Annotated in this window: 14 protein-coding genes; 11 read left to right on the top strand and 3 right to left on the bottom strand. The window is 71.1% G+C overall.

The genetic code is table 11. The annotated features are described in order from the left end of the window. Positions 1 to 147: 147 nt before the first annotated feature. Positions 148 to 1,050 carry a LysR family transcriptional regulator gene (locus tag CFB41_RS31815; protein ID WP_089459325.1) on the bottom strand — a complete coding sequence of 301 codons (903 nt, stop codon included), beginning with the start codon at positions 1,048 to 1,050 and terminating at the stop codon, positions 148 to 150. Between the two features lie 184 nt (positions 1,051 to 1,234). Between CFB41_RS31815 and CFB41_RS31810 the strand changes: the two genes are divergently transcribed. Then, complete coding sequence (locus CFB41_RS31810) at positions 1,235 to 2,011, top strand: SDR family NAD(P)-dependent oxidoreductase (protein WP_089459324.1); 777 nt, start codon at positions 1,235 to 1,237, stop codon at positions 2,009 to 2,011. Between the two features lie 67 nt (positions 2,012 to 2,078). Here the strand turns inward: CFB41_RS31810 and CFB41_RS31805 are convergent, their stop codons facing one another. Next, complete coding sequence (locus CFB41_RS31805; RefSeq protein WP_089459323.1) at positions 2,079 to 3,263, bottom strand: sugar transporter; 1,185 nt, start codon at positions 3,261 to 3,263, stop codon at positions 2,079 to 2,081. A 220-nt stretch (positions 3,264 to 3,483) separates the two neighbouring features. Between CFB41_RS31805 and CFB41_RS31800 the strand changes: the two genes are divergently transcribed. Continuing rightward, positions 3,484 to 4,158: an HAD family hydrolase gene (locus tag CFB41_RS31800; RefSeq protein WP_089459322.1), complete on the top strand. Its 675-nt coding sequence runs from the start codon at positions 3,484 to 3,486 to the stop codon at positions 4,156 to 4,158. 109 nt (positions 4,159 to 4,267) lie between these two features. Here CFB41_RS31800 and CFB41_RS31795 read toward each other — a convergent pair whose 3' ends face one another. Then, entirely contained in the window at positions 4,268 to 4,513 is a 246-nt protein-coding gene (locus CFB41_RS31795) for a DUF6566 family protein (RefSeq protein WP_089444216.1), read from the bottom strand. Between the two features lie 343 nt (positions 4,514 to 4,856). Between CFB41_RS31795 and CFB41_RS31790 the strand changes: the two genes are divergently transcribed. The 9 genes from CFB41_RS31790 to treY all read left to right on the top strand — a co-directional run bounded on the left by CFB41_RS31790 (position 4,857) and on the right by treY (position 23,875). Then, entirely contained in the window at positions 4,857 to 5,141 is a 285-nt protein-coding gene (locus CFB41_RS31790; RefSeq protein ID WP_089444215.1) for a hypothetical protein, read from the top strand. A gap of 77 nt (positions 5,142 to 5,218) precedes the next feature. Next, on the top strand, positions 5,219 to 5,707 hold the full coding sequence (locus CFB41_RS31785) for a phage protein NinX family protein (protein WP_089459321.1): 489 nt from the start codon (positions 5,219 to 5,221) through the stop codon (positions 5,705 to 5,707). Between the two features lie 147 nt (positions 5,708 to 5,854). After that, positions 5,855 to 9,247 carry a maltotransferase domain-containing protein gene (locus CFB41_RS31780; RefSeq protein ID WP_089459320.1) on the top strand — a complete coding sequence of 1,131 codons (3,393 nt, stop codon included), beginning with the start codon at positions 5,855 to 5,857 and terminating at the stop codon, positions 9,245 to 9,247. Beyond that, complete coding sequence (gene treS, locus CFB41_RS31775) at positions 9,247 to 12,660, top strand: maltose alpha-D-glucosyltransferase (RefSeq protein ID WP_089459729.1); 3,414 nt, start codon at positions 9,247 to 9,249, stop codon at positions 12,658 to 12,660. Before CFB41_RS31780 ends, treS begins: the two co-directional genes overlap by 1 nt. Further along, positions 12,657 to 14,864, top strand: coding sequence for a 1,4-alpha-glucan branching protein GlgB (gene glgB, locus CFB41_RS31770; RefSeq protein WP_089444165.1), 2,208 nt, complete (start codon positions 12,657 to 12,659; stop codon positions 14,862 to 14,864). Before treS ends, glgB begins: the two co-directional genes overlap by 4 nt. Positions 14,865 to 14,896: 32 nt before the next feature. Next, on the top strand, positions 14,897 to 17,023 hold the full coding sequence (glgX, locus tag CFB41_RS31765; protein WP_089459319.1) for a glycogen debranching protein GlgX: 2,127 nt from the start codon (positions 14,897 to 14,899) through the stop codon (positions 17,021 to 17,023). Continuing rightward, positions 17,020 to 18,891, top strand: coding sequence for a malto-oligosyltrehalose trehalohydrolase (gene treZ, locus CFB41_RS31760; RefSeq protein WP_089459318.1), 1,872 nt, complete (start codon positions 17,020 to 17,022; stop codon positions 18,889 to 18,891). Before glgX ends, treZ begins: the two co-directional genes overlap by 4 nt. Then, positions 18,888 to 21,107 carry a 4-alpha-glucanotransferase gene (malQ, locus tag CFB41_RS31755; RefSeq protein ID WP_089459317.1) on the top strand — a complete coding sequence of 740 codons (2,220 nt, stop codon included), beginning with the start codon at positions 18,888 to 18,890 and terminating at the stop codon, positions 21,105 to 21,107. The genes treZ and malQ overlap by 4 nt, the downstream gene beginning before the upstream one ends. After that, on the top strand, positions 21,104 to 23,875 hold the full coding sequence (treY, locus tag CFB41_RS31750) for a malto-oligosyltrehalose synthase (protein ID WP_089459316.1): 2,772 nt from the start codon (positions 21,104 to 21,106) through the stop codon (positions 23,873 to 23,875). The genes malQ and treY overlap by 4 nt, the downstream gene beginning before the upstream one ends. Positions 23,876 to 23,904: the final 29 nt, after the last annotated feature.

Here is a 23,904-nt window from a genome sequence, read left to right as displayed (position 1 = left end):
GCGTGCATGGCGGCGAATGACGCGACCACGCCAGGCCGGATGGGGGCGCGCCGAGCACGTTACTGGCACGTTACGGTTTCCCCGGTGCGCCGACGTCGTCGAGCGGCGGTTGAAACCGCTTCACGCCAACGCGACCCGCAGCCCCGCCTACCCCCGCCGCGTCGCATCCGCGAGCTTCGCCACCAGCTCGTCGTACACGACCCGGATGCGCCGGGGCATCGGCCCGCGCCGCGGCCGATAGACGTGCAGCTTCCACGGCTCGGGCTCGAGGCCGGGCAGCAGCCGCACGAGGCGCCCCTTGTCGACGTACGGCCGGACGAGGTATTCCGAGCACTGCCCCAGCCCCACCCCCGCACAGATGGCCTCGATCTCCACCTCGGTATCGTCGGTCAGATATGCCGGCGACGACGGGACGAACTGCTGCTCCCCCCGAAACATCCACGGCCACGCGCGGCCGCTCGCGCGATCGATCAGGCACGTGACCGGCATCGATTCGAGTTCCTTGCGATTTTTGGGCTCGCCCAGCCGCCGGATCAGCGACGGCGCGCCGACGATCCACATCGGCAACGGCCCGACCATCCGCGCGACGAAGCGGTTGTCGCCGATCGCCCCGACGCGCACGCCGATGTCGATCTGCTCGTCGACCACCGGCGACGGCACGTCCGATAGCCGCAAGTCGGGCACGAGCCCCGGATACCGCTGCATGAGATCGCTCAGGATCGGTTGCACGTAACGACGCCCCATGCCCGACGGCGCCGTGATTCGCACGACGCCCACCGGCTCGTCGGCCTGACCCGTCGCGGGGCCGAACAGCCCGTCGACGGCAGCCAGCGCCGTCTGCGCGTCACGCGCGAACGCCTGCCCGAACGCGGTGATCCGGATGCTCCGGGTCGTCCGGTGAAACAGCGTTTCGCCGAGCATCTCCTCCAGTTCGCGCACCGCGCGCGTCACGACCTGCGGCGACACGCCCAGGCGCGCCGCCGCCTCGCGGAACGTGGGCGCCGCGGCGGCTGCGGCAAAGATCTTCAGGATGTCGAGTCGGTTGAGCATGGAGAACCCTCGTGGCACGCGCATGCGGCAGCGCCTTTCATTCCCGAAACGGGAATTCTGAATGCGCCATTGTTCCATTTTTTTACGACCGGCGAGCGACCACAATGCTCATCAAGCGTGCATCGCAACCGATTCAACTCAGCCCCATGCGCCGCTTTCATCCCTCACTCTGGAGAATCTCATCATGTACGCAAGCACGAAACCGGGCCAACTCGACGGCCGCATCGCCGTGGTAACGGGCGCCAGCTCCGGCATCGGCCGCGCGTCCGCGATCGAACTCGCGCGTCGCGGCGCCAAGGTCGTCGTCTCCGCACGGCGCAAGCCCGAGCTCGATCGACTGGTCGACGAAATCGTGACCGCCGGCGGCGACGCCAAAGCCTTCGTCGCGGACGTCGCGAACGAAGACGATCTGCGCAAGCTGTTCGATTTCACGGTAGCGACCTACGGACGTATCGACATCGCGTTCAACAACGCCGGCACGGAAGGCGTGTTCGCGCCGCTGCTCGAGCAGGATGCCGAGCGGTTCGACAAGGTGTTCGAACCGAACGTGCGCGGGGTATTCAACTCGATGAAGTACGCCGCTGAAATCATGCTGCGGCAGGGGTCGGGCAGCATCATCAACAACGCGTCGATGGGCGGGCTGATCGGCTTCGAGAATGCGTCGGTCTATATCGCGAGCAAGCACGCGGTGATCGGGATGACGAAGACCGCGTCGATCGAATGGTTCAAACGCGGCGTGCGCGTGAACGCGCTGTGTCCGGGGCTGATCGAAACGCCGTTCCATCATCGCGGCATCTGGCCGTCGGACGAGGCGCAACAGGCGTTCGCCGCATCGACGCCGGCAGGACGCTGGGGCTCCGCCGAGGAGATGGCGACGATCGTCGCGTTCCTCGCGTCGGACGACTCCAGCTACGTGTCAGGGCATGCGCTCGTGGCCGACGGCGGTTATTCGGTGGCATGACGGGCAACGCGCGAGGCCGGGCCGTGGCGGCGTGCGTCACATGCCGCACGCTGCCACCCGGCGTCGGCTAGGCCACCGCCTGCCTCGCGTGCAGCCGCAGTGCCAGCCACGCGATCCCGACCGCCACCGCGCCGACCACGCCGCCGAACGTGCCGATCCACGGCAGTCCGAAGTCGCCTGCGATATGGTTGCCGATCAGCGCGCCCGCGCCGATGCCGACGTTGTACAGCCCGGAGAAGATCGATACCGCGAGGTCGGTTCCCTCCGGCGCCAGCTTCAGCACCCATGCCTGCATCGCCAGCCCGAAGCAGACGATCGCCCCGCCCCAGACCAGCGTATGCACGGACAGCGTGACGATGTTCAACGCGCACGGGAACAGGATCAGCAGGCACCCGGCCAGCGCGACGATCGACCCGAGCAGGAAATCGTCCGGCCGGTGCGGATAGAGGCGGTTGAAGCAGATCGCGGCCGGTATGCCGGCGACGCCGAACAGGATCAACACATACGTAATCCGGCTGCTGCTCGCGTGGTTCACGCTCTGGACGAACGGCTCGATGTACGTGTAAGACGTGAAATGCGCGGACACGACGAGCACGGTAATCGCGTACAGCGCCACCAGCGCGGGCTTGCGCAGGAACACGCCGATGCTGCTGAGCGACCCGGCGCCCTGGCTCGGCGATACCGGCAACGTCGCACGCAGCAGCACCAGCGCGACGGCCGCCGCGCCGGCGATGATCAGGAACGTGACGCGCCAGCCGAACGTCTCGCCGACCACGCGCCCGAGTGGTATGCCGGCCACCATCGCGATCGCCGTGCCCATCGCCAGCAGGCTGAGCGCACGGCTTTTCCGGTCGCTCGGCGCGAGCCGCACGGCCAGCGGCACGGAAATCGACCAGAACACCGCATGCGCGCACGCGATGCCCAGCCGGCCGACCATCAGCACCGCAAAATTCCATGCGACACCGGTCACGACGTGGCTCGCGATGAACCCCAGCAACGCCCACGTGAGCAGCTTGCGACGCTCGACATGGCGCGTGGCCAGTGTCAGCGGCAACGACACGACGGCCACGGCCCACGCATAGATGGTCAGCATCAGGCCGACGTCGGTCGGCTGCATGTGCAGGCTGTCGCCGATCGCGCTGAGCAGCGCGACGGGCACGAATTCGGTGGTATTGAAGATGAAGGCGGTGAGTGCCAGGGTCAGGACACCCCACCACGAATGCTTGGAACTGACGGCGTCCGGTGTAGCCATACCTGGAATCGGCGAGACGAGGGTTGGGGGCGCGCGGCGCGGAGAGCCCGGCCCGGCGATCGCCGCGATTGTACCAGCGGCACATGACACGGCGCGGGGTGGCGTGGCGTCGCGTCGGTGGGCCGCGGGACATGGTCACGACACGGCCGTGCGCCGATAATGTGTCGATACGCTTCTCACGACCCGTTTGCACGCGCCCCTTTCGATCCAGGAGGTACACATGCGCATTGAAACGTCTTTTCTGTTCGATCTCGACGGCACGCTCGTCGACAGCGTCTACCAGCACGTCCTCGCGTGGAAGGAAGCGCTCGATGCGGAAGGCATCGAATTGTCGGTGTGGCGCATCCATCGCAAGATCGGCATGAGCGGCGGCCTGTTCCTGAATCAGCTGCTGCGCGAGACGTCGGGCGACCTCGACGCCGAGCGCGTCGAGCGGCTGGCGCGCCTCCATGCGGCCGCGTACCAGCGGCTGCGCGCGCAGGTCCGGCCGCTGCCGGGTGCGCGCGAGCTGCTGGCCGCGCTGTCGGCGGCGGGCATTCGCTGGGCGATCGCGACCAGCGGGCGGATGGAGACGGCCGCCATCAACCTGGAGGCGCTCGGCGTCGATCCGGCGAAGCAGGTGGTGGTGACGCGCGACCAGGTCAAGTACGCGAAGCCCGACCCCGACCTGTTCCTGACGGCTGCCGCGCAACTGAACGTGCCGATCGAACACACGGTCGTGGTCGGCGACAGCATCTGGGACATGCTCGCCGCCGCCCGCTGCCGCTCGCTCGGCGTCGGGCTGCTGTCGGGCGGATACGGCAGCGATGAACTCGAACGCGCGGGCGCGCTGCGCGTGTACGACGATCCGGCCGATCTGCTGTGGCATCTCGACGAGATAGCGGCCCGGCCCTGAAACGCGTGCTTCGCCGACGGCGCCTGCACCGGCGCGCCGTCGGTTTCGTCAGGTCGCGAACGACCACCGGCCGCGCCTGCGCGGAACCGGCTCGCGGCCGCCGCGCGGCTCAATCGTCGTCAACGCGCTTGTCGATCAGATAACGGCCCCGCTCGACGCCCGCGAGCAGCGCTTCGTTCTCGGTCGTCCAGGTGGGGCCATCGGCCGCCGCCGACGCGCCCAGCTCGATGCGCTCGCCGCCCACATACACCTGCACCTCGTCACGCCACGCGCCGCTGTCGTTGCGCCGCGCCCACACGCGTATCTCGTGCCCGCGATACGGGTCCCGAATCTGTGCGTCCTGTTGATTTTGCACGGTGGCCTCCTTGTACCTATCTGCGATGGCGATGCAAATAATACGCGCCGCATGCGCGCCGTGCGCCCCGTCGGCCCCATACGCACGCGCCGTGCCCGACACCCGCCCGCTGGCACGCGGTTTGCGCGCCGGTCGCGCACCGAACCGCCGCGGCATGCCGCGCGAGCCCGCGAAGCGGTTCCTCCAGCAACCGGACGACGATCCGCGCACCGACGCCTTCCCCGGCTCCGCTCCCGCGACCCGGCTCGCGGATCGAACGTCCCGACCCTTCGCGAAGGAGCCTCGTGTGAATCAAACGACCGATCTGCTCTCCTATCTCGTGACGAGCCAACTGGCCGCGCGCATGCGGTCCGGTGCATGGCTCACGACCGGTCAGCTCGTCGACGTGCAGCGGATGTGGCTCGCGTGCCATCGCGCCGAATGCGGATGGCTTGCGCGGATCAGGATCGCGGACGCGTCCGTGACGATCGCGCAAGGGATCTACGACATCGCGATCGCGAACCGCGATCCCGACAGCGGCGAACGGGTGCGGCTCGACGCCGACTCACCGGAACTGAACGCGCTGCGCGAACGTTGCGACGCGCTGCTGCAGCGGATCGACGGCAGCCGGGACGTCGACGCATGGTGATCGTGCGGGCCGCGCGGCGCCCGTGACGGGCACGCCGCTTGCGCGGTGAGCCCGTTTTGATCCGACGGAGCCGGCCCATGCGAACCGACGCACTCGACGGAAACGATCTCGACTACTGGTGTGCACGCGCGCTGTGCGCCGACGACGAAGACACGCTGCGTTTCACCGCCGTCACGCCGCATCTGGTCGTGACAGCCGCGTGCGACGCACTCAGGCGGCTCGACACGTGTTTCATGCCGTCGGCGTCGTGGTCCGATGCGGGCGCGGTGCTCGACCGTGTCGACGATCTGCGAATCGCACGGCACAGCGACGACGTCGAATGCGACGCGACCTTCGTCGACGTCCCGTCCACCTGCGGCGCACACGGGCGCAATGCGCGCGTGGCGCTGCTGCGGGCGTTCGTGCGCGCACGCTTTGGCGATGAAATCGATGCACCGCCGCCGTTCCCGCACCGGATCGAACACGGTGCGGTGGTGCGCTGCGATCCCGGCGTGCCGCTTCCCGACGCCGATGACGATCGCGCCACGGGCGACAGCACGGATATCCGCTCGGTGCCGCGCATGTAAGTGCATGCAGGTACCCAGCGTTCATGTAAAAACGACAGTCCCCGCCCCCGCGAGCCCCCACCCGCCCTTGTCCCACGGGAAACCACCCGGCAGGCACGGGTGTTGCGGCGAACCACCGTCATTGACTGCCGCCCCTACGCCCGCGCCATGGACTCCACGCCGCCCTTTTCTCCGCACCTCTACTTCTGCGATGCCCGCCTCGTCGGGCCGCTCGACGCATGGCCGCAGACGTTCGCGCATGTCGCCGGCATGGGCTTCGATCATGTGCTCGTCGGCGCGTTCTGGGCCGCGAGCGTCGCCGGTTTTCCGCGCCACGTGGCGGATTTCCGGCGTCCGTCCCAAGCGTTCGCGACACGCGCGAGCGCGCTCGAAACCTTCTCGCGCCTCGCCCAGCTCGCACACGGCCACGGGCTGCGCGTGCTGCTCGAAGTCGTGCCGGATCGGGTCGCGCGCGAGAACCCGCTGCGTGCCGAGCATCCGGACTGGTACGTCGAGCGCATGCACGACGACGCGCTGATCGATCCGCGCGGCACCGCGCACGCGCTGGATGTCGCCCACGCGAACCTCGGCGATGAAGCCGCGCGCGACGCGCTGTCCGCGTGGTGGTGCAAGCACCTCGCCGCGTTCGCCGATGCGGGCGCGGCCGGCTTCCTGATCGACGCGCCGCATCATCTGCCGGCCGCCTGGTGGCCCGGCTGGCGCGCGGCGCTGCGCCGTACGCGCCCGGACGCCGCGGTGCTCGCCGGCGTGCCCGGCCATGCGCGCGACGCGCTGGCGCAGCTCGAAGGCGCCGGGTTCGACGCGGTGTTTTCATCGGTGCGCTGGTGGGATCTGCGCGCGCCGTGGTTCGTCGACGAACACCGGCTGCTGCGGCGGATCGGCTCGCCGATCGCGTTTCCCGACGCGTTCGACGGCCCGCGCCTTGCCGACGACTGGCCCGACGCGTCGGATGACACCCTCGCCCGCGCCTATCGCCGCGCGCTGTGGACCGCTGCCGCCGTGGGCACCGGCTGGCTCATGCCGATGGGCTTCGAGCGCGGCGTCACGGTGCCGCTGATGGCGCGCGACGCCGATGCGGCGCGCTACCGCGCCGCGTTCGAGCGTGCACGCTTCGACCTGTCGGGCGCGATCGCCGACGCGAACGCATGGCGCCGCGCCACGCCCGTGGCGGCCGCGCGCGGCGAAATCGTGCAGTTGAGCGCGCCCGGCGCACCGGCGACCGCGTTGCTGCGCGGCACCGGGCCGTCGCTCGAGCACGACGAAGCGGCACTGCTGATCGCGTTGAATCCCGATCTCGACGCAGCGGTGACAGTCGACCCCGCGACGATCCTGCCCGGCGTGCCGGGCGGATTCACGCGCGTCGCCACGCACGACGGCACGCACACCCACTCGCCGGCCGCGCTCGAACCGTTCACGCTCGACCCGGGCGCGTACGCGCTGCTGCATGCGTGGCAAGCGCCGCCCGTCACGACGCGCCGCGACGCCGCGCACGAGCGCGGCGCGCTGTCCGCGGCGATCGCGGCCGACCGGATCGCGATCGAGCGCGTCGAGCCGTCGGTCGACGGCGGCCGCTTCGCGGTCAAGCGCGTGATCGGCGAGACGCTCGTCGTCCACGCGTCGATCTTCACCGACGGGCACGCGCATCTCGCGGCCGCGCTGCAGTGGCGTGCCGCCGGCGACGACGACTGGCGCGAAATCCCGTTCGAACCCGAACCGAACGACCGCTGGCACGCCCGCGTCGTGCTCGACCGGCTCGGCCGCCATGAATTTCGCGTGATTGCCTGGCGTGACGACTGGGCGTCGCTCGTCCACGATGTCGCGAAGAAACACGCGGCCGGCCAGGACGTGACGCTCGAACTGCGCGAAGCGCAGCTGCTGCTCGCGACCGCGCTCAAGCTCGCCGATCCGCTCGATGCACGCGCGCGCGCGCAGATGAAACGACTCGTCGCCGAGTTCAAGGACGCATCGGCCGACGTGCGGCTCGCGCAGCTCAGCGCGGCGCCGCTCGCCGACGCGTTCGCGGCGCTGCGCTACCGCCCGTTCGTCACGCACGACACGACGACCTTCCCGGTCGACGTCGAGCGCCGCGCAGCGCGCTTCTCCAGCTGGTACGAGATGTTTCCGCGCTCGGCGAGCGACGACCCGCACCGGCACGGCACGTTCGACGACGTGATCGCGCACCTGCCGCGCATCCGCGACATGGGTTTCGACGTGCTGTATTTCCCGCCGATCCACCCGATCGGCACGACCGCGCGCAAGGGCCGCAACAACAGCCTGACGGCCGGCCCCGACGACGTCGGCAGCCCGTACGCGATCGGCTCGCCGGACGGCGGACACACGGCCGTGCATCCGCAGCTCGGCACGCTCGACTCGTTCCGCGCGCTGGTCGATGCCGCGCGCGGCCACGGGCTCGAGATCGCGCTCGATTTCGCGATCCAGTGCTCGCCCGACCATCCGTGGCTCGCCGCGCATCCGGGCTGGTTCGCGTGGCGGCCCGACGGCTCGCTGCGCTTCGCGGAAAATCCGCCGAAGCGCTACCAGGACATCGTGAACCCCGATTTCTACGCGACGGACGCGCTGCCCGACCTGTGGCTCGCGCTGCGCGACGCGGTGCTGTTCTGGGTCGACGCAGGCGTGCGGATCTTCCGCGTCGACAATCCGCACACGAAGCCGCTGCCGTTCTGGGCATGGATGATCGACGACGTGCGCGGCCGGCACCCGGACGTGGTGTTCCTGTCCGAAGCGTTCACACGGCCGGGGATGATGGTCCGGCTCGCGAAGGTCGGCTTCTCGCAGTCGTACACGTACTTCACGTGGCGCGAGTCGAAGCGCGAATTCATCGACTACCTGACCGAGCTGACGACCGGCCCGGTGCGCGAGTTCTTCCGGCCGAACTTCTTCGTCAACACGCCCGACATCAACCCGCGCCACCTGCAGAACGCGCCGCGCACGCAGTTCGTGATCCGCGCGGCGCTCGCGGCGACGCTGGCCGGCGCGTGGGGCATGTACTCGGGCTTCGAGCTCGGCGAATCGGCGCCGCTGCCCGACAGCGAGGAATACGCGGACGCGGAGAAGTACGAGCTGCGGGCGCGCGACTGGAGCACGGCCGCGCATATCGGCGCCGAGGTCGCGCGGCTGAACCGCGCGCGGCGTGCCCACCCAGCGCTGCAGACCCATCTCGGCCTCACGTTCCTCGACGCGGACAACGACTCAGTGCTCGTGTTCATGAAGGCGACGCCGGCATTCGACAGCGTGGTGGTCGTCGCGATCAGCACCGATCCGTGGCATCCGCAGGTCGCGAATTTCACGCTCGATGCGTCGCTGTGGCGCGGCCTGGGGCTCGTCGACGGCGAACCGCTCGACGCGCTCGAACAGGACGCCACGCATGCGGAAACCTGGCGCGGGCATCGCCAGTACGTCTCGCTCGATCCGCATGTGCGCCCGTATGCAATCTGGCGGCTCACGCCGTCTCCAGGCGCCGCGCGGGCGGCGGCGCACGAACCGGGCGACGCCCGGCCCTCCTCGGGAGCCCATGGATGATGAAACGCGAAGATTCCCTCGACGACGTGCGCCGCGCGCAATTCCCGTCGCTCGCGCCCGCCGGCACCCCGCGCCGGCGGCGCGCACGCCGCCGCGCGCCGGCGCTCTGCGCGGACGATCCGCTGTGGTACAAGGACGCGATCATCTACCAGGTGCACGTGAAGTCGTTCTACGACTCGAACAACGACGGCATCGGCGATTTCCCCGGCCTGATCGCGAAGCTCGACTACATCGCCGAACTCGGCGTCGACACGATCTGGCTGCTGCCGTTCTACCCGTCGCCGCGCCGCGACGACGGCTACGACATCGCCGACTACCGTGGCGTGCATCCCGACTACGGCACGCTGGCCGACGTGCGGCGCTTCATCCGCGAAGCACATGCGCGCGGCATTCGCGTGATCACCGAGCTGGTGATCAACCACACGTCGGACCAGCATCCGTGGTTCCAGCGCGCGCGCCGCGCGAAGCCCGGTTCCACGCATCGCGACTACTACATGTGGTCGGACACCGACACGAAATACGCGGGCACGCGGATCATCTTCCTCGATACGGAAACGTCGAACTGGGCGCACGACCCGATCGCCGGCCAGTACTACTGGCACCGCTTCTATTCGCACCAGCCGGACCTGAACTTCGACAACCCGGCCGTCGTGCGCGAGGTGATACAGGTGATGCGCTTCTGGCTCGACCTCGGCATCGACGGGCTGCGGCTCGACGCGGTGCCGTATCTCGTCGCGCGGGAAGGCACCAGCAACGAGAACCTGCCCGAGACGCACGCGATCCTGAAGCGGATCCGCGCGACGATCGACGCCGAGTATCCGAACCGGATGCTGCTCGCCGAGGCGAACCAGTGGCCGGAGGACGTGCAGGAATATTTCGGCAACGAGGACGAATGCCACATGGCGTTCCATTTCCCGCTGATGCCGCGCATCTACATGTCGATCGCGAGCGAGGACCGCTTCCCGATCGTCGACATCATGCGGCAGACGCCGGAACTCGCGCCGAGCAACCAGTGGGCCGTGTTCCTGCGCAACCACGACGAGCTGACGCTCGAGATGGTGACCGACTCCGAGCGCGACCTGCTGTGGCAGACCTATGCGAGCGACCGGCGCGCGCGGCTGAATCTCGGCATCCGGCGCCGGCTCGCGCCGCTGATGGAACGCGACCGGCGCCGCATCGAGCTAATCAACTCGCTGCTGCTGTCGATGCCGGGCACGCCGGTGATCTACTACGGCGACGAGCTCGGGATGGGCGACAACATCCACCTCGGCGACCGCGACGGCGTGCGCACGCCGATGCAGTGGTCGTCGGACCGCAACGGCGGCTTCTCGCGCGCCGACCCCGAACAGCTCGTGCTGCCGCCGGTGATGGGCGCGCTGTACGGCTACGACGCGGTCAACGTCGAGGCGCAGACGCGCGACCCGCATTCGCTGCTGAACTGGACGCGCCGCATCCTGTCGACGCGCCGCGCGTCGCAGGCGTTCGGGCGCGGCACGATCCGCTTCCTGCGCCCGGAGAACCGCAAGGTGCTCGCGTACCTGCGCGAGCTGGACGGCCACGATCCGGTGCTGTGCGTCGCGAACCTGTCGCGGGCGTCGCAGGCCGTCGAGCTCGACCTGTCCGAATTCGCGGGCCGCGTGCCGATCGAGATGACGTCCGATTCGCCGTTTCCGCCGATCGGGCAGCTCACGTACCTGCTGACCTTTCCACCGTACGGGTTCCTGTGGTTCGTGCTCGCCGAGCACGGCCGCGAACCGTCGTGGCGGCAGCCGCACGCGGAGCCGCTGCCCGAATACGTGACGCTCGTGATGCGGCGCGGCGATACGCGGCCGAACGTCGAACAGCTGCACGTGCTCGCGCACGATGCCCTGCCGTCGTGGCTCGCGCGGCGGCGCTGGTTCGCGTCGAAGGACCGCGCGATCGGCACGGCCCGGCTGAACGTCGTCACGCCGGTGCCGGGCGAACCGTTCCAGTATGCGGAGGCCTGGGTCGAATCCGGTGAGACGGGCCATGTCGAACGCTACGTCGTGCCGCTCGCGGCCGCGTGGGGCGGTGAAACCTCGCAGCCGCTGTTCACGCAGCTGGCGCTGGCGCGCGTGCGGCGCGGCCATTCGGTCGGCTACCTGACCGACGCGTTCGCGCTGCCGGCATTCGCGCACGGGATGCTGCGCAAGCTGCGCGACGGCGCGACGGTGCCAACCGCCGACGGCGGCCGGCTCGCGTTCCTGCCGGAAGACGCGCTCGCCGCGCTCGATCCCGGCGACGACGCCGAAGTGCGCTGGCTCGCGGCCGAGCAGAGCAACAGCTCGCTCGTGATCGGCGACGCGATCGTGCTGAAGCTGGTGCGCAAGGTCGCGCACGGCGTGCATCCGGAAGCGGAAATGAGCCGGCACCTGACGCGGATCGGCTACCCGAACACCGCGCCGCTCGCGGGCGAAGTCGTGCACGTCGACCCCGACGGCACGCCGCACACGGTCGCGATCCTGCAGCGCTACGTCGACAACCAGGGCGACGCATGGACGCGCTCGTTCGACTTCCTGCGGCGCGCGGTGGACGAGCTCGCGCTGCCGGCCGCCGACGAAGAGGAACACGACGACACGAACGAGGAACCTGAGGCACTGCTCGGCTATGCGGCGTTCGCGGGGATCATCGGCACGCGGCTCGGCCAGCTGCACGTCGCGCTCGCGCAGCCGTCCGACGATCCCGCGTTCGCGCCGGAGCCCGCGACGCCCGGCCATGTCGACGGCTGGTGCGCGGACGCGATCGCGTCGTTCGAGCACGCGCTCGACGTGCTGCAGACGCGGCTCGAGGCGCTCGATCCTGCGATGCGCACGGCGGCCGACACGCTGCTCGCGTCGCGCGACGCGGCCGTGCGCGTGCTCGGCGAACTCGTGCCGCGCACGCTCGACGCGCAGTGCATGCGGATCCACGGCGATTTCCATCTGGGCCAGGTGCTCGACGTGCAGGGCGACGCGCTGCTGATCGACTTCGAGGGCGAGCCGGCGCGCCCGCTCGAACACCGCCGCGCGAAATCGCATCCGCTGCGCGACGTGGCCGGCCTGCTGCGTTCGCTGTCGTACGTGAGCGCGACCGCGCAATTCGCGATCGAGAAGGCGCCGCCGCAGGCGGCCGGCCGCAAGCGCGCACTGTTCGACCGCTTCGGGCAGGCCGCCGCCGACCGCTTCGTCGACTGCTATCGCACGGCCGCCGAGCAGGCGCCCGCGCGTTTCGTCGACCCGCGCTACGCCGATCGCCTGCTCGCGCTGTTCCTGATCGACAAGGCGTCGTACGAACTGTGCTACGAAGCCGCGAACCGGCCCGACTGGCTGAGCGTGCCGGTCGGCGGGCTGGCCGCGCTGGTCGAACGGCTGCTCGATGACGGCGGCGCATCCGACGACGGAGGCACACGATGACTGACACGCTGTTCGAACGATCCGACATCGAGGCGCTGCTCGCCGGCCGTCATCCCGATCCGTTCGCGTGCCTCGGCCCGCACGGGCAGGCCGGCGAGGTCGTCGTGCGCGCGCTGCTGCCCGGCGCGACAAGCGTGCATGCGCTGTCGCCGGAAGGCGCCGAACTCGGCACGCTCGAATGCGTCGATCGCGCCGGCTGCTTCGCGGGAACGATCCCGCGCAACGGCGGCGCGCCCCACTACCTGCTCGCGATCGACTGGCCCAACGCGCGGCAGGTGATCGACGATGCGTATGCGTTCGGCACGCTGCTCGACGACGCCGTGCTCGCCCGCTTCTCCGCCGGCGACCCGGCCGCCGTGCTCGACTGCCTTGGCGCCGTGCCCGCGCGCATCGATGACACCGACGGCGTGCGCTTCGCGGTCTGGGCGCCGAACGCGCAGCGCGTGTCGGTGGTGGGCGACTTCAACGGCTGGGACGGCCGCCGCCATCCGATGCGGCTGCGCCGGCCGTCGGGCGTGTGGGAGCTGTTCGTGCCGGGCATCGGCGCGGGCGAATGCTACAAGTACGAGGTGCGCGCGGCCGACGGGCGCGTGCTGCCGCACAAGGCCGACCCCTGCGCGCGCGCGACCGAGGCGCCGCCGCGCACGGCGTCGGTCGTCGCCGACGTCGCGGCGCTCGACGCGTTCGCATGGCACGACGACGGCTGGATGCACGCGCGGCCGCACACCGACCGCTACCGCGTGCCGTGGTCGATCTACGAGGTGCATGCGGAATCGTGGCTACGCGTGCCCGAGGAGATGAACCGCAGCGCGACCTGGGACGAACTCGCCGAGCGGCTGATTCCGTACGTGAAGGGCATGGGCTTCACGCACGTCGAGTTCATGCCGATCGCCGAATACCCGTTCGGCGGCTCGTGGGGCTACCAGCCGCTCGCGCAGTTCGCGCCGTCCGCGCGCTTCGGGCCGGTCGACGGTTTCGCGCGCTTCGTCGACCGCGCACATGCGGCCGGCATCGGCGTGCTGGTCGACTGGGTGCCCGCGCACTTCCCCGACGATCCGCACGGCCTCGCGCAGTTCGACGGCACCGCGCTGTACGAGCACGCCGACCCGCGCGAAGGGCTGCATCCCGACTGGCACACCTGCGTGTTCAACGTCGGGCGCAGCGAAGTCGGCGCCTTCCTCGTCGCATCGGCGCTCGCGTGGGCGCGCCGGTATCACGTCGACGGCATCCGCGTCGACGCGGTCGCGTCGATGCTGTACCGCGACTATTCGCGCGCGGAAGGCGAATGGGTGCCGAACGTGCACGGCGGCCGCGAGAACCTCGAATCGGTCGCGTTCCTGCGCATGCTGAACGACACGCTGCACGGTGCGGCCGCGCCGGCCGGCGTCGTCACCATCGCGGAGGAATCGACCGCCTGGCCGGGCGTCACCGCACCGACCGGCGACGGCGGGCTCGGCTTCGACTTCAAGTGGAACATGGGCTGGATGCACGACACGCTCGCGTATCTGCGCGAGGATCCGGTACATCGCCGCTATCACCACGACCGGATGACGTTCGGGCTCGTGTACGCGTTCTCCGAACGCTTCGTGCTGCCGCTGTCGCACGACGAGGTCGTGCACGGCAAGGGCTCACTCGTCGCGAAGATGCCGGGCGACGCATGGCAGCGGCTCGCGACGCTGCGTGCGTACTTCGGCTTCATGTGGGCGCACCCCGGCAAGAAGCTGCTGTTCATGGGCAGCGAATTCGCGCAATGGGCCGAGTTCGCCCACGACGCGACGCCGCACTGGGACCTGCTCGATGCGCCCGCGCATCGCGGCGTGCAGCGGCTCGTGCGCGACCTGAACCGCACCTACGCGGCCGAGCCGGCGCTGCATGCGCTCGACTGCCACGCGGCCGGCTTCTCCTGGCTGATCGGCGACGACCGCGACAACAGCGTGTTCGCGTTCGCGCGCCGCGACGACGCGGGGCATCTCGTCGTCGCGGTCTGCAACTTCACGCCCGTGCCACGCGCCGGGTATCGCATCGGGCTGCCCGCGCCCGGCCACTGGCGCGAACTGATGAACACCGATGCCGCGCCGTACGGCGGCACCAACGCCGGCAACGACGGCGCCGTGTGGGCCGAAGCCGTGCCCTCGCATGGCGAAGCGTGGTCGGCCACCCTGCGCCTGCCGCCGCTCGCGACGCTGTGGCTGCGCCCCATCTGAATGCTTGCGCCCTCGACACGGAGATCCCCCGCATGCCGACTGCCCTGCCCACCCGTCTCGAATCCGGCCGCAGCTACCCGCTCGGCGCGACCTGGGACGGCCTCGGAACCAACTTCGCGGTGTTTTCCGCGCACGCACACCGCATCCAGCTGTGCGTGTTCGATCCGACCGGCCGCAAGGAGCTGGCGCGCCTCGACCTGCCCGAATGCACCGACGAGATCTGGCACGGCTACCTGCCCAACGCGCATCCGGGCACCGTGTACGGGTTTCGCGCGGACGGCCCGTACCAGCCGCAGCACGGCCATCGCTTCAACCCGACCAAGCTGCTGCTCGACCCGTACGCGCGCAAGCTGGTCGGCCAGTTCCGCTGGTCGGACGCGCTGTTCGGCTATCGCCTGCATTCGAACCGCGCGGACCTGTCGATGGACCGGCGCGACTCGGCGCCCGCGATGCCGAAGTGCGTGGTGGTCGACGAGGCGTTCGACTGGAGCACCGACCGGCGCCCGCGCGTGTCGTGGCGCAACACGGTGATCTACGAGACCCACGTGCGCGGCGCGTCGATGCGGCGTGCCGGGTTGCGCCCGCCCGAGCGCGGCACGTTCTCGGCGTTCGCGCATCCGGCGTTCATCGATCACCTGCTGTCGATCGGCGTGACGACGGTCGAGCTGCTGCCCGTCCACGCGTTCCTGCAGCAGCGCGCGCTCGTGAACCGCGGGCTGCGCAACTACTGGGGCTACGACACGGCCGCGTTCTTCGCGCCGGAGCCCGCGTATCTCGCGACGCGCCGGCTCGACGAGATGCGCATCGCGATCCGCCAGCTGCATGCGGCCGGCATCGAGGTCGTGCTGGACGTCGTCTACAACCATACGTGCGAGGGCAACGAGCTCGGCCCGACGCTGTCGTGGCGCGGCCTCGACAACGCGAGCTACTACCGGCTGATGCCGGACAACCGCCGCTATCATGTCGACGAGACCGGCTGCGGCAACACGCTGAACCTGTCGCATCCGCGTGTCGTGCAGATGGTGATGGATTCGCTGCGCTACTGGGCCACCGCGTTCAACATCGACGGCTTCCGCTTCGACCTCGGCGTGACGCTCGGCCGCGAGGAACACGGCTTCGATCCCGGCGCGGGGTTCTTCGACGCGCTGCGGCAGGATCCGGTGCTCGCGCAGCGCAAGCTGATCACCGAGCCGTGGGATCTCGGCCCCGGCGGCTACCAGCTCGGCCGTCACCCGCCCGGTTTCGCCGAATGGAACGACCGCTTCCGCGACACGGTGCGGCGCTTCTGGCGCGGCGACCCGGGCCAGCGGCCCGAGCTCGCCGCGCGCCTCGCGGGCTCGGCCGACCTGTTCAACCACCAGCGGCGCCATACGTGGGCGTCGGTCAATTTCATCACCGCGCACGACGGCTTCACGCTCGCCGATCTCGCGTCGTATTCGGCGAAACACAACGAAGCCAACGGCGAGGACAACCGCGACGGCCGCGACGACAACTGCAGCGCGAACTGGGGCGTCGAAGGGCCGACCGACGACGCGGCGATCCGTGACGTACGCGCCCGCGTCGCGCGCTCGATGCTCGCGACGCTGTTCACCGCGCTCGGTACGCCGATGCTGGTGGCCGGCGACGAGTTCGGCCGCACGCAGCACGGCAACAACAACGCGTACTGCCAGGACAACGAGCTGTCGTGGCTCGACTGGGATCAGGCGCGCGGCGACGAAGCGGTGACGCTGATGCGCTTCGTGTCGCGGCTTGCCGCACTGCGGCGCATGTACCCGGTGATGTCCACGCCGCGCTATCCGTCGGGCGACCGCGAAGCGGCGCCGGGCATGGCGGAGATCGGCTGGTTCGACGAGCACGGCGACCCGATGACCGTGCCCGCGTGGCAGGACCACGAGCGCCGTGCGCTGACGATGCGGCGCGTCGGCACGGGCCGCACCGGGCGCACCGAGGCGCTGCTCGTGATGCTGAACGCGTCGTCCGAGACGGTCGTGTTCGCGCCGCCCGCGCCGGCGCTCGACTATCGCGTGCTGGTCGACACGGCCACGCCCGACGCCGGCCCGCGCTCGTGGCCGGCCGACGGCCTCGACGTCGCCGCGCACGCGGCCGCGATCGCGGTGGCCGCCGTGCCGACCGACCTGTCTCCGGGAGACCCGACATGAGATCACGCCCCGCCCGTCCATCGGGTTCGCATGCGTTCGACACGTCGTTCGGCGCGACCTGCATCGAGCCCGACCGCACGCGCTTCCGGCTGTGGGCGCCCGCGAGCCGCACGGCCGCCGTCGAAATCGAAGGCGAAAACCGGCCCGCCATCCCGATGACCGCGGTGGGCGACGGCTGGTTCGAGGCCGTCGTGCCGTGCGGCCCCGGAACGCTGTATCGCTACCGGCTCGACGGCGATCTCGCGGTGCCCGATCCCGCGTCGCGCTTTCAGCCCGGCGGCGTGGACGGCCCGAGCCAGGTCGTCGATCCGGCTGCGTACCGCTGGCGCCACGACACGTGGCGCGGCCGCCCGTGGCACGAGACGGTGCTGTACGAGCTGCACATCGGCGCATGCGGCGGCCACGCGAGCGTCGAGCGGCGGCTGCCGGAGATCGCCGCGCTCGGCGTGACCGCGATCGAGCTGATGCCCGTCAACACGTTTCCCGGCGCGCGCAACTGGGGTTACGACGGCGTGCTGCCGTTCGCGCCCGATCCGTCGTACGGACGGCCCGAGGAACTGAAGGCGCTGATCGATGCCGCGCACGGGCTCGGGCTGCAGGTGTTGCTCGACGTCGTCTACAACCACTTCGGCCCGCAAGGCAACCTGCTGCCGCGCTACGCGCCTGCATTCTTCCGCGCGGACCGGCAGACCGCGTGGGGGCCGGCAATCGACTTTTCGCGCGAACAGACGAGCGCGTTCTTCATCGAGAACGCGCTGTACTGGCTCGACGAATTCCGTTTCGACGGGCTGCGCATCGATGCCGCGCACGCGATCGACGACGACGCGTGGCTGCGCGAACTCGCGCGCCGCGTGCGCGCGTACGCGGGCGACACGCGCCATGTGCATCTCGTGCTCGAGAACGAGCGCAACGCGGCGAGCCTGCTCGGGCCCGGCGGTTTCGACGCGCAATGGAACGACGATTTCCACAACAGCGCGCACGTGCTGCTGACCGGCGAGCGCGACGGCTACTACCGCGCGTACGCCGACGCGCCGCTGCGCCATCTGGCGCGCACGCTCGGCGAAGGCTTCGCGTACCAGGGCGAACCGTCGCCGCTGCACGACGGCGCCCCGCGCGGCGAACCGAGCGCGCACCTGCCGCCGACCGCGTTCGTCGCGTTCCTGCAGAACCACGACCAGGTCGGCAACCGCGCATTCGGCGAACGGCTGCGCACGCTCGCGAACGAAGACGCGGTGCGCGCGGCGACCGCGCTGCTGCTGCTTGCGCCGTCGATCCCGCTGCTGTTCATGGGCGAGGAAGACGGCAGCACGCAGCCGTTCCAGTTCTTCACCGACTATCGCGGCGCGCTCGCCGACGCGGTGCGCGAGGGCCGGCGCCGCGAATTCGCGGCCTTTCCGGCGTTCACCGATGCCGCGCATCGCGACGCGATTCCCGATCCGAACGACATCGCGACGTTCGTGCGTTCGACGCTGCACGGCAGCAGCGACGAAACCACGCCCGACACCGACGCTTGGCGGCGCTTCTACCGCAGCGCACTGACGGTGCGTGCGGCGCTCGTGACGCCGAACCTGCCCGGCGCGCACGCACTCGGCGTCGACCTGCTCGCCGGCGACGGCGACCCGCAGGCGCTCGCCGCGCGCTGGCGCCTCGGCGACGGCAGCACGCTGACGATCGCGTTGAACCTCGGCGCGCACGATGCGGTGCTGCCCGCGCTGCCGGTCGGCAAGATCGTGTTCGAGACGCCGCCACGTGCACGCGACCGGTTGCGCGACCTGCGGCTGCCGCCCCGCGCGTGCATCGTGTGGCGCGACGGCGAGGTCAACCACGATGCGCGGCAGTACCGCATGAATGGGCAGGGACGATCATGACTTCCGACGTGTCGATCGACGAACTCGCGCGCGCGGCCGGCCTGGAAACCGACTGGACCGATGCGGGCGGCGTCGCGCGGCGGGTGGACGACGCAGCGCTCGTCGCGCTCGTCGACGCGCTCGGCTGGCCGTGCGGCACAGCGGCCCAGCGAGTGGAAAGCGCCGCCGCGCTCGCCGACGCGAACGCGGCGCCACCGCGCATCGTCACCGGCGACGCCGGCCTGCCGCTGTCCCTGCCGGCCGCGATCGCCCCGCCCGGCGCGCGCTTCCGGATCACGTTCGAAGCAGGCGGGCATGTGGACAGCCGTGTGGGCGGCGAAGGCGAACACGGCACGCTGCCGCCGCTCGCGATCCCCGGCTATCACGCGCTCGACGTCGGCGACCAGCGCATCGGACTCACGATCGCGCCGCCGCGCCCCCAACCGGTCGACCCGCGCGCGACGGATGCGGGCGGCCGCTGGGGCATCGCGGCGCAGCTCTACAGCCTGCGCCGCGCCGGCGACGACGGCGCGGGCGACTACACCGCGCTCGCGCGGCTGGCCGCGCATGCGGCACGGCACGGTGCGCAGGCGGTGGCGATCAGCCCGACGCACGCCGGCTTTCCGGCGCTGCCCACGCATGACAGCCCGTATTCGCCGTCGTCTCGGCGCTGGCACAACGTCGCGTATCTCGACTGCGACGCGGTGCCGGGCGCCGCAGCCGTGCAGCACGCAACCGGCGCCGCGGCCGACGCGCCGCTGATCGACTGGCCGCACGTGCTGCCGCTGAAACTGCGGCGGCTGCGGGCGTGCTTCGACGCGTGGCGCGCCGGCGACGACCCGTCGCGTGACGCATTCCAGCGGTTTCGCGCCGCGGGCGGGGCGGCGCTCGATGCGCATGCGCGCTTCGACGCGTTGCAGGCGTTCTGCTTCGAGCACGGGGCGGGCGTCGACTGGCGGAAATGGCCGGCGCCGTGGCGCGAACCGGGATCGGCGGAAGTCGAGGCGTTCGCGCACGCCCATGCCGACACGGTCGCGTTCCACACGTACCTGCAATGGTGCGCGTCGCGCGCGCTCGGCGACGCGCAGCACGCGGCACGCGGCGCGGGCATGGCCACCGGGCTGATCGCCGATCTCGCGGTCGGCTCCGACCGCGCGGGCAGCGACGCGTGGGCGCACGGCGCGACGCTGCTGCGCGGCGTGTCGCTCGGGGCGCCGCCCGACCTGTTCAATGCGGCCGGCCAGGCGTGGGGCGTGACGACCTGGACGCCCGCCGCGCTGCGTGCGCAAGGCTTCGTGCCGTTCGTCGAGCTGTTGCGCGCGGCGTTCGCGCATGCGGGCGGCATCCGCATCGATCACGTGCTCGGCTTCGCGCGGATGTGGATCGTGCCGGACGGCGGCTCGCCGCGCGACGGCGCCTACCTGCGCTATCCGGTCGACGATCTCGTGCGGCTCGTCGCGCTCGAGGCGGCCCGTCATCGCGCACTCGCGATCGGCGAGGATCTCGGCACGGTGCCGGCCGGCTTCCGCGAACGGCTCGGCGCGCAGGGCATCGCCGGGATGCGCGTGCTGTGGTTCGAGCGCGACGCCGACGGCACGTTCCGGCCGCCGTCGGCATGGGATCGCGACGCGATCGCGATGACGTCGACGCACGACCTGCCGACCGTGGCCGGCTGGTGGCGCGGGGTCGATCTGGCCTGGCGGCGGATCGCGGCCGAGGCGGCGCAGCAGTCCGACGACGGGGAGGCGCGCAACGCGGCGGCGCGTGCCCGGGCGGACGAGACGAGCGAGCACGAGCAGGACGACACCGTGCCCCGCGCGGCCCCCTCGGCCAACGCCACGCCGCCCGCGGAAGCCGGCCCGACCGCCCCGCCGCCCGCCGTCGATCCCGACGTCGTCGCCGCACATGCCGCGCGCGCCGCCGAACGCGCGGCGCTGTGGCGCGCGTTGCAGGAAGCAGGCTGCGCACCGGCCGGCACCGCCGCCCCGCAGGCCGACGCGCCGCCGGTCGCCGGGATACTCGCGTACGTCGCGCGCAGCCCGTCGCCGCTCGCGATCCTGCCGCTCGAGGACCTGCTTGCGCTGGATACCCAGCCGAACCTGCCGGGGCCGCCCTGCGGGCACCCGAACTGGCGGCAGCGCCTGCCGCGCGCGATCGACACGCTGTTCGACGCCGACGTGCGCGAGCGCATCGCGGCCGTGGTGCGCGCACGCGGTTCGCGGGAGCCCGGCCCATGACGCCACGCGCGACGCTGCGACTTCAGCTGCATGCGGGCTTCACGTTCGACGACGCAGCCGCGCACGCCGGCTATTTCGCGCGGCTCGGCGTGAGCCACCTGTACCTGTCGCCGATCGCGACGGCCGAACCCGGTTCGCGGCACGGCTACGACACCGTCGATTACGGCACGCTCAACCCCGAGCTCGGCGGCGAAGCCGGTTTCGTCCGGCTCGTCGATGCGCTGCGCGCGCACGGGCTGGGCGTGATCGTCGACATCGTGCCGAACCACATGGGCGTGGGCGGTTCGTCGAACGGCTGGTGGAACGACGTGCTCGAATGGGGCCCCGCGAGCCCGTACGCGCACCATTTCGACATCGACTGGCATCCGCCCGACGCGACGCTCGACGGCAAGGTGCTGCTGCCCTGTCTCGGCACGCCGTACGGTGAAGCGCTCGCGGCCGGCGACATCACGCTCGACGCCGATCCGGCCACCGGGCGCTTCTTCGTGTCGTGCCCCGGGCGACGCCTGCCGGTGGCCGCCGCCACCTATGCGGAGCTCCTGCGCATCGCGAACCGTGCGGACCTGAACGCGCTCGCCGAACGCTTCGACGCCGCGCCGCCGCGCGACAGTACGCGACTGGCCGCCGCACATGCGGCGCTGCGCGATCACGCGGCCGCGCACGGCCCGCATGCGCTCGACGCGGTGCTGCGCGGCGCCGATCCGCGCCGCGCGCGCTCCCGCGCCTGCCTGCACCGGCTGCTCGAACGCCAGCACTACCGGCTCGCGTGGTGGCGCACGGCCGCCGACGAGCTGAACTGGCGGCGCTTCTTCGACATCGCGACGCTCGCGGCCGTCCGCGTCGACGACGATGCGGTGTTCGATGCCGTCCATGCGCTGCCGCTGCGGCTGCATGCGGCCGGCTACATCGACGGCCTGCGCGCCGATCACGTCGACGGCCTCGCCGATCCGCGCGCGTATGGCCGGCGGCTGCATCAGCGGCTTGCCGCGCAACGCGACGCGCGGCCGTACATCGTCGTCGAGAAGATCCTCGCGCCCGGCGAGACGCTGCGCGACGACTGGGCCGTCGACGGCACGACCGGCTACGATTTCATGAACGACGTCGGCGCGCTGCTGCACGATCCGGCCGGCGCCGCGCCGCTCGCCGCGCACTGGGCCGACGTGTCGGTTTCGTCGCGCACGTTCGCGCAGGAAGCGCTCGACGGCAAGCGGCGCGTGCTGATGCGCCAGCTCGCCGTCGAGCATGCGCGCGCCGCGCGGGCGTTGCACCGCGTGGCGAGGGCGGCGCCCGCGACGCGCGACGTCAGCCGGATCGCGATTCGACGCGTACTGGGGGAACTCGCGGTGCAGTTGCCCGTGTACAGGATGTATCCCGTGCAGGACGAAGAACCCGCCGACGCCGATCGTCGCGTGCTCGCGCAGGCGTACGAACGGGCGGTCGAGGCCGTCGATCCTGCCGACCGGTTCGCACTCGATCACGTCGCTACCTGGCTCGGGTGGCCGGTCGTACGCGTGCCGCGCGCGGACGCCGCCGCGCTGCACGCGGCGCGCGTCGCGTTCGCGCAGCTCACCGCGCCGCTGGCCGCGAAGGGTGTCGAGGATACGGCCCACTATCGTTACGGCCGGCTTCTGTCGCGCAACGAAGTCGGCGCCGACGCGGGCGACTTCAGCCTGTCGCGCGGCGCGTTCCATGCGCGCAACCGGCGCCGCGCGCGCACCGTGCCGCACGGGCTCGTCGCCACCGCCACGCACGACCACAAGCGCGGCGAGGATGCGCGTGCGCGGCTGGCCGTGCTCAGCGAAATGCCCGACGCGTGGCGCGCGGTGTCGCTCGACTGGTCCGCGCTCAACCGGCCGCATCGCGGCGGCGCGCATCGCGACCTCGCATGGGCGCCGGGGCCGGCCGCCGAGGCGATGCTGTACCAGACGCTCGTCGGCTGCTGGCCGCCCGAACTCACGCCCGACGACGCCGCGGGGCGCGCGGCGCTCACCGAACGCGTCGTGCAGTGGCAGACGAAAGCGCTGCGCGAGGCGAAGCTTCACACCGACTGGCTCGCGCCCGATCTACGCTACGAGCGCGCCTGCGAAGCGTTCGTCCGCGCGATCCTGAAGCCGCGCGGCCCGGGCGACTTCGCCCATCGGCTGCATGCGTTCGTCGCGCGGATCGCGCCGGCCGGCGTCGTCAACAGCCTGACGCAGGCCGTGCTGCGGATGGCGTCGCCCGGCGTGCCCGACCTGTATCAAGGCTCCGAATCATGGGACCACTCGCTCGTCGATCCGGACAACCGCCGCGACGTGCCGTTCGCGGCGCTCGCGGCCGAGCGCGTCGACGCGCCGGTCGCGTCGTATCTGGCGACGTGGCCCGATGCGCGCGTGAAGCGGGCGCTGGTCGAGCGCATGCTGGGGCTGCGCGCGCGATGGCCGGCGACGTTCGCGGATGGCGCGTACGTACCGCTGCGCGTACGCGGCCCGCTCGGGCGTCATGCGGTCGCGTTCGCGCGGTGCAGCGACGAGGCCACCGTGGTGGTGGTCGCGACACGGCTTGCGGGCCGATTGCTCGGTGAAGCGCCGGGATTGCCGCGCGTGGAACCCGCGCAATGGGGCGATACGGCGGTCGTGCTGCCGCGCGATATCGACGGGCCGTGGGTGGACGGGCTGGATGCGGGGGATGCGATCGACGTGCCGGGAGGGTTGATCAAGCTCGGTGACTGGCTGGCCGCGCTACCGGTTGCCGTGCTGGTGGCTGCGCGTCCAACGAGCGAATCGTGATCGTCCAGCGCACGCGCGTTTCCGGCGGA

Origin of the sequence: Burkholderia sp. AU33803 (assembly GCF_002223095.1) — a bacterium.
Lineage (GTDB): Bacteria > Pseudomonadota > Gammaproteobacteria > Burkholderiales > Burkholderiaceae > Burkholderia.
The sequence above is the reverse complement of the archived record's forward strand: the minus strand, read 5'-3'. Positions and strand labels throughout refer to the sequence as shown.

What these genes read in the sequence shown, in the direction of transcription:
- CFB41_RS31815 (WP_089459325.1), bottom strand. Translation starts at nt 1,050, where the DNA reads ATGCTCAACCGACTCGACATCCTGAAGATCTTTGCCGCAGCCGCCGCG.
- CFB41_RS31810 (WP_089459324.1), top strand. Translation starts at nt 1,235, where the DNA reads ATGTACGCAAGCACGAAACCGGGCCAACTCGACGGCCGCATCGCCGTG.
- CFB41_RS31805 (WP_089459323.1), bottom strand. Translation starts at nt 3,263, where the DNA reads ATGGCTACACCGGACGCCGTCAGTTCCAAGCATTCGTGGTGGGGTGTC.
- CFB41_RS31800 (WP_089459322.1), top strand. Translation starts at nt 3,484, where the DNA reads ATGCGCATTGAAACGTCTTTTCTGTTCGATCTCGACGGCACGCTCGTC.
- CFB41_RS31790 (WP_089444215.1), top strand. Translation starts at nt 4,857, where the DNA reads ATGCGGTCCGGTGCATGGCTCACGACCGGTCAGCTCGTCGACGTGCAG.
- CFB41_RS31785 (WP_089459321.1), top strand. Translation starts at nt 5,219, where the DNA reads ATGCGAACCGACGCACTCGACGGAAACGATCTCGACTACTGGTGTGCA.
- CFB41_RS31780 (WP_089459320.1), top strand. Translation starts at nt 5,855, where the DNA reads ATGGACTCCACGCCGCCCTTTTCTCCGCACCTCTACTTCTGCGATGCC.
- treS (WP_089459729.1), top strand. Translation starts at nt 9,247, where the DNA reads ATGAAACGCGAAGATTCCCTCGACGACGTGCGCCGCGCGCAATTCCCG.
- glgB (WP_089444165.1), top strand. Translation starts at nt 12,657, where the DNA reads ATGACTGACACGCTGTTCGAACGATCCGACATCGAGGCGCTGCTCGCC.
- glgX (WP_089459319.1), top strand. Translation starts at nt 14,897, where the DNA reads ATGCCGACTGCCCTGCCCACCCGTCTCGAATCCGGCCGCAGCTACCCG.
- treZ (WP_089459318.1), top strand. Translation starts at nt 17,020, where the DNA reads ATGAGATCACGCCCCGCCCGTCCATCGGGTTCGCATGCGTTCGACACG.
- malQ (WP_089459317.1), top strand. Translation starts at nt 18,888, where the DNA reads ATGACTTCCGACGTGTCGATCGACGAACTCGCGCGCGCGGCCGGCCTG.
- treY (WP_089459316.1), top strand. Translation starts at nt 21,104, where the DNA reads ATGACGCCACGCGCGACGCTGCGACTTCAGCTGCATGCGGGCTTCACG.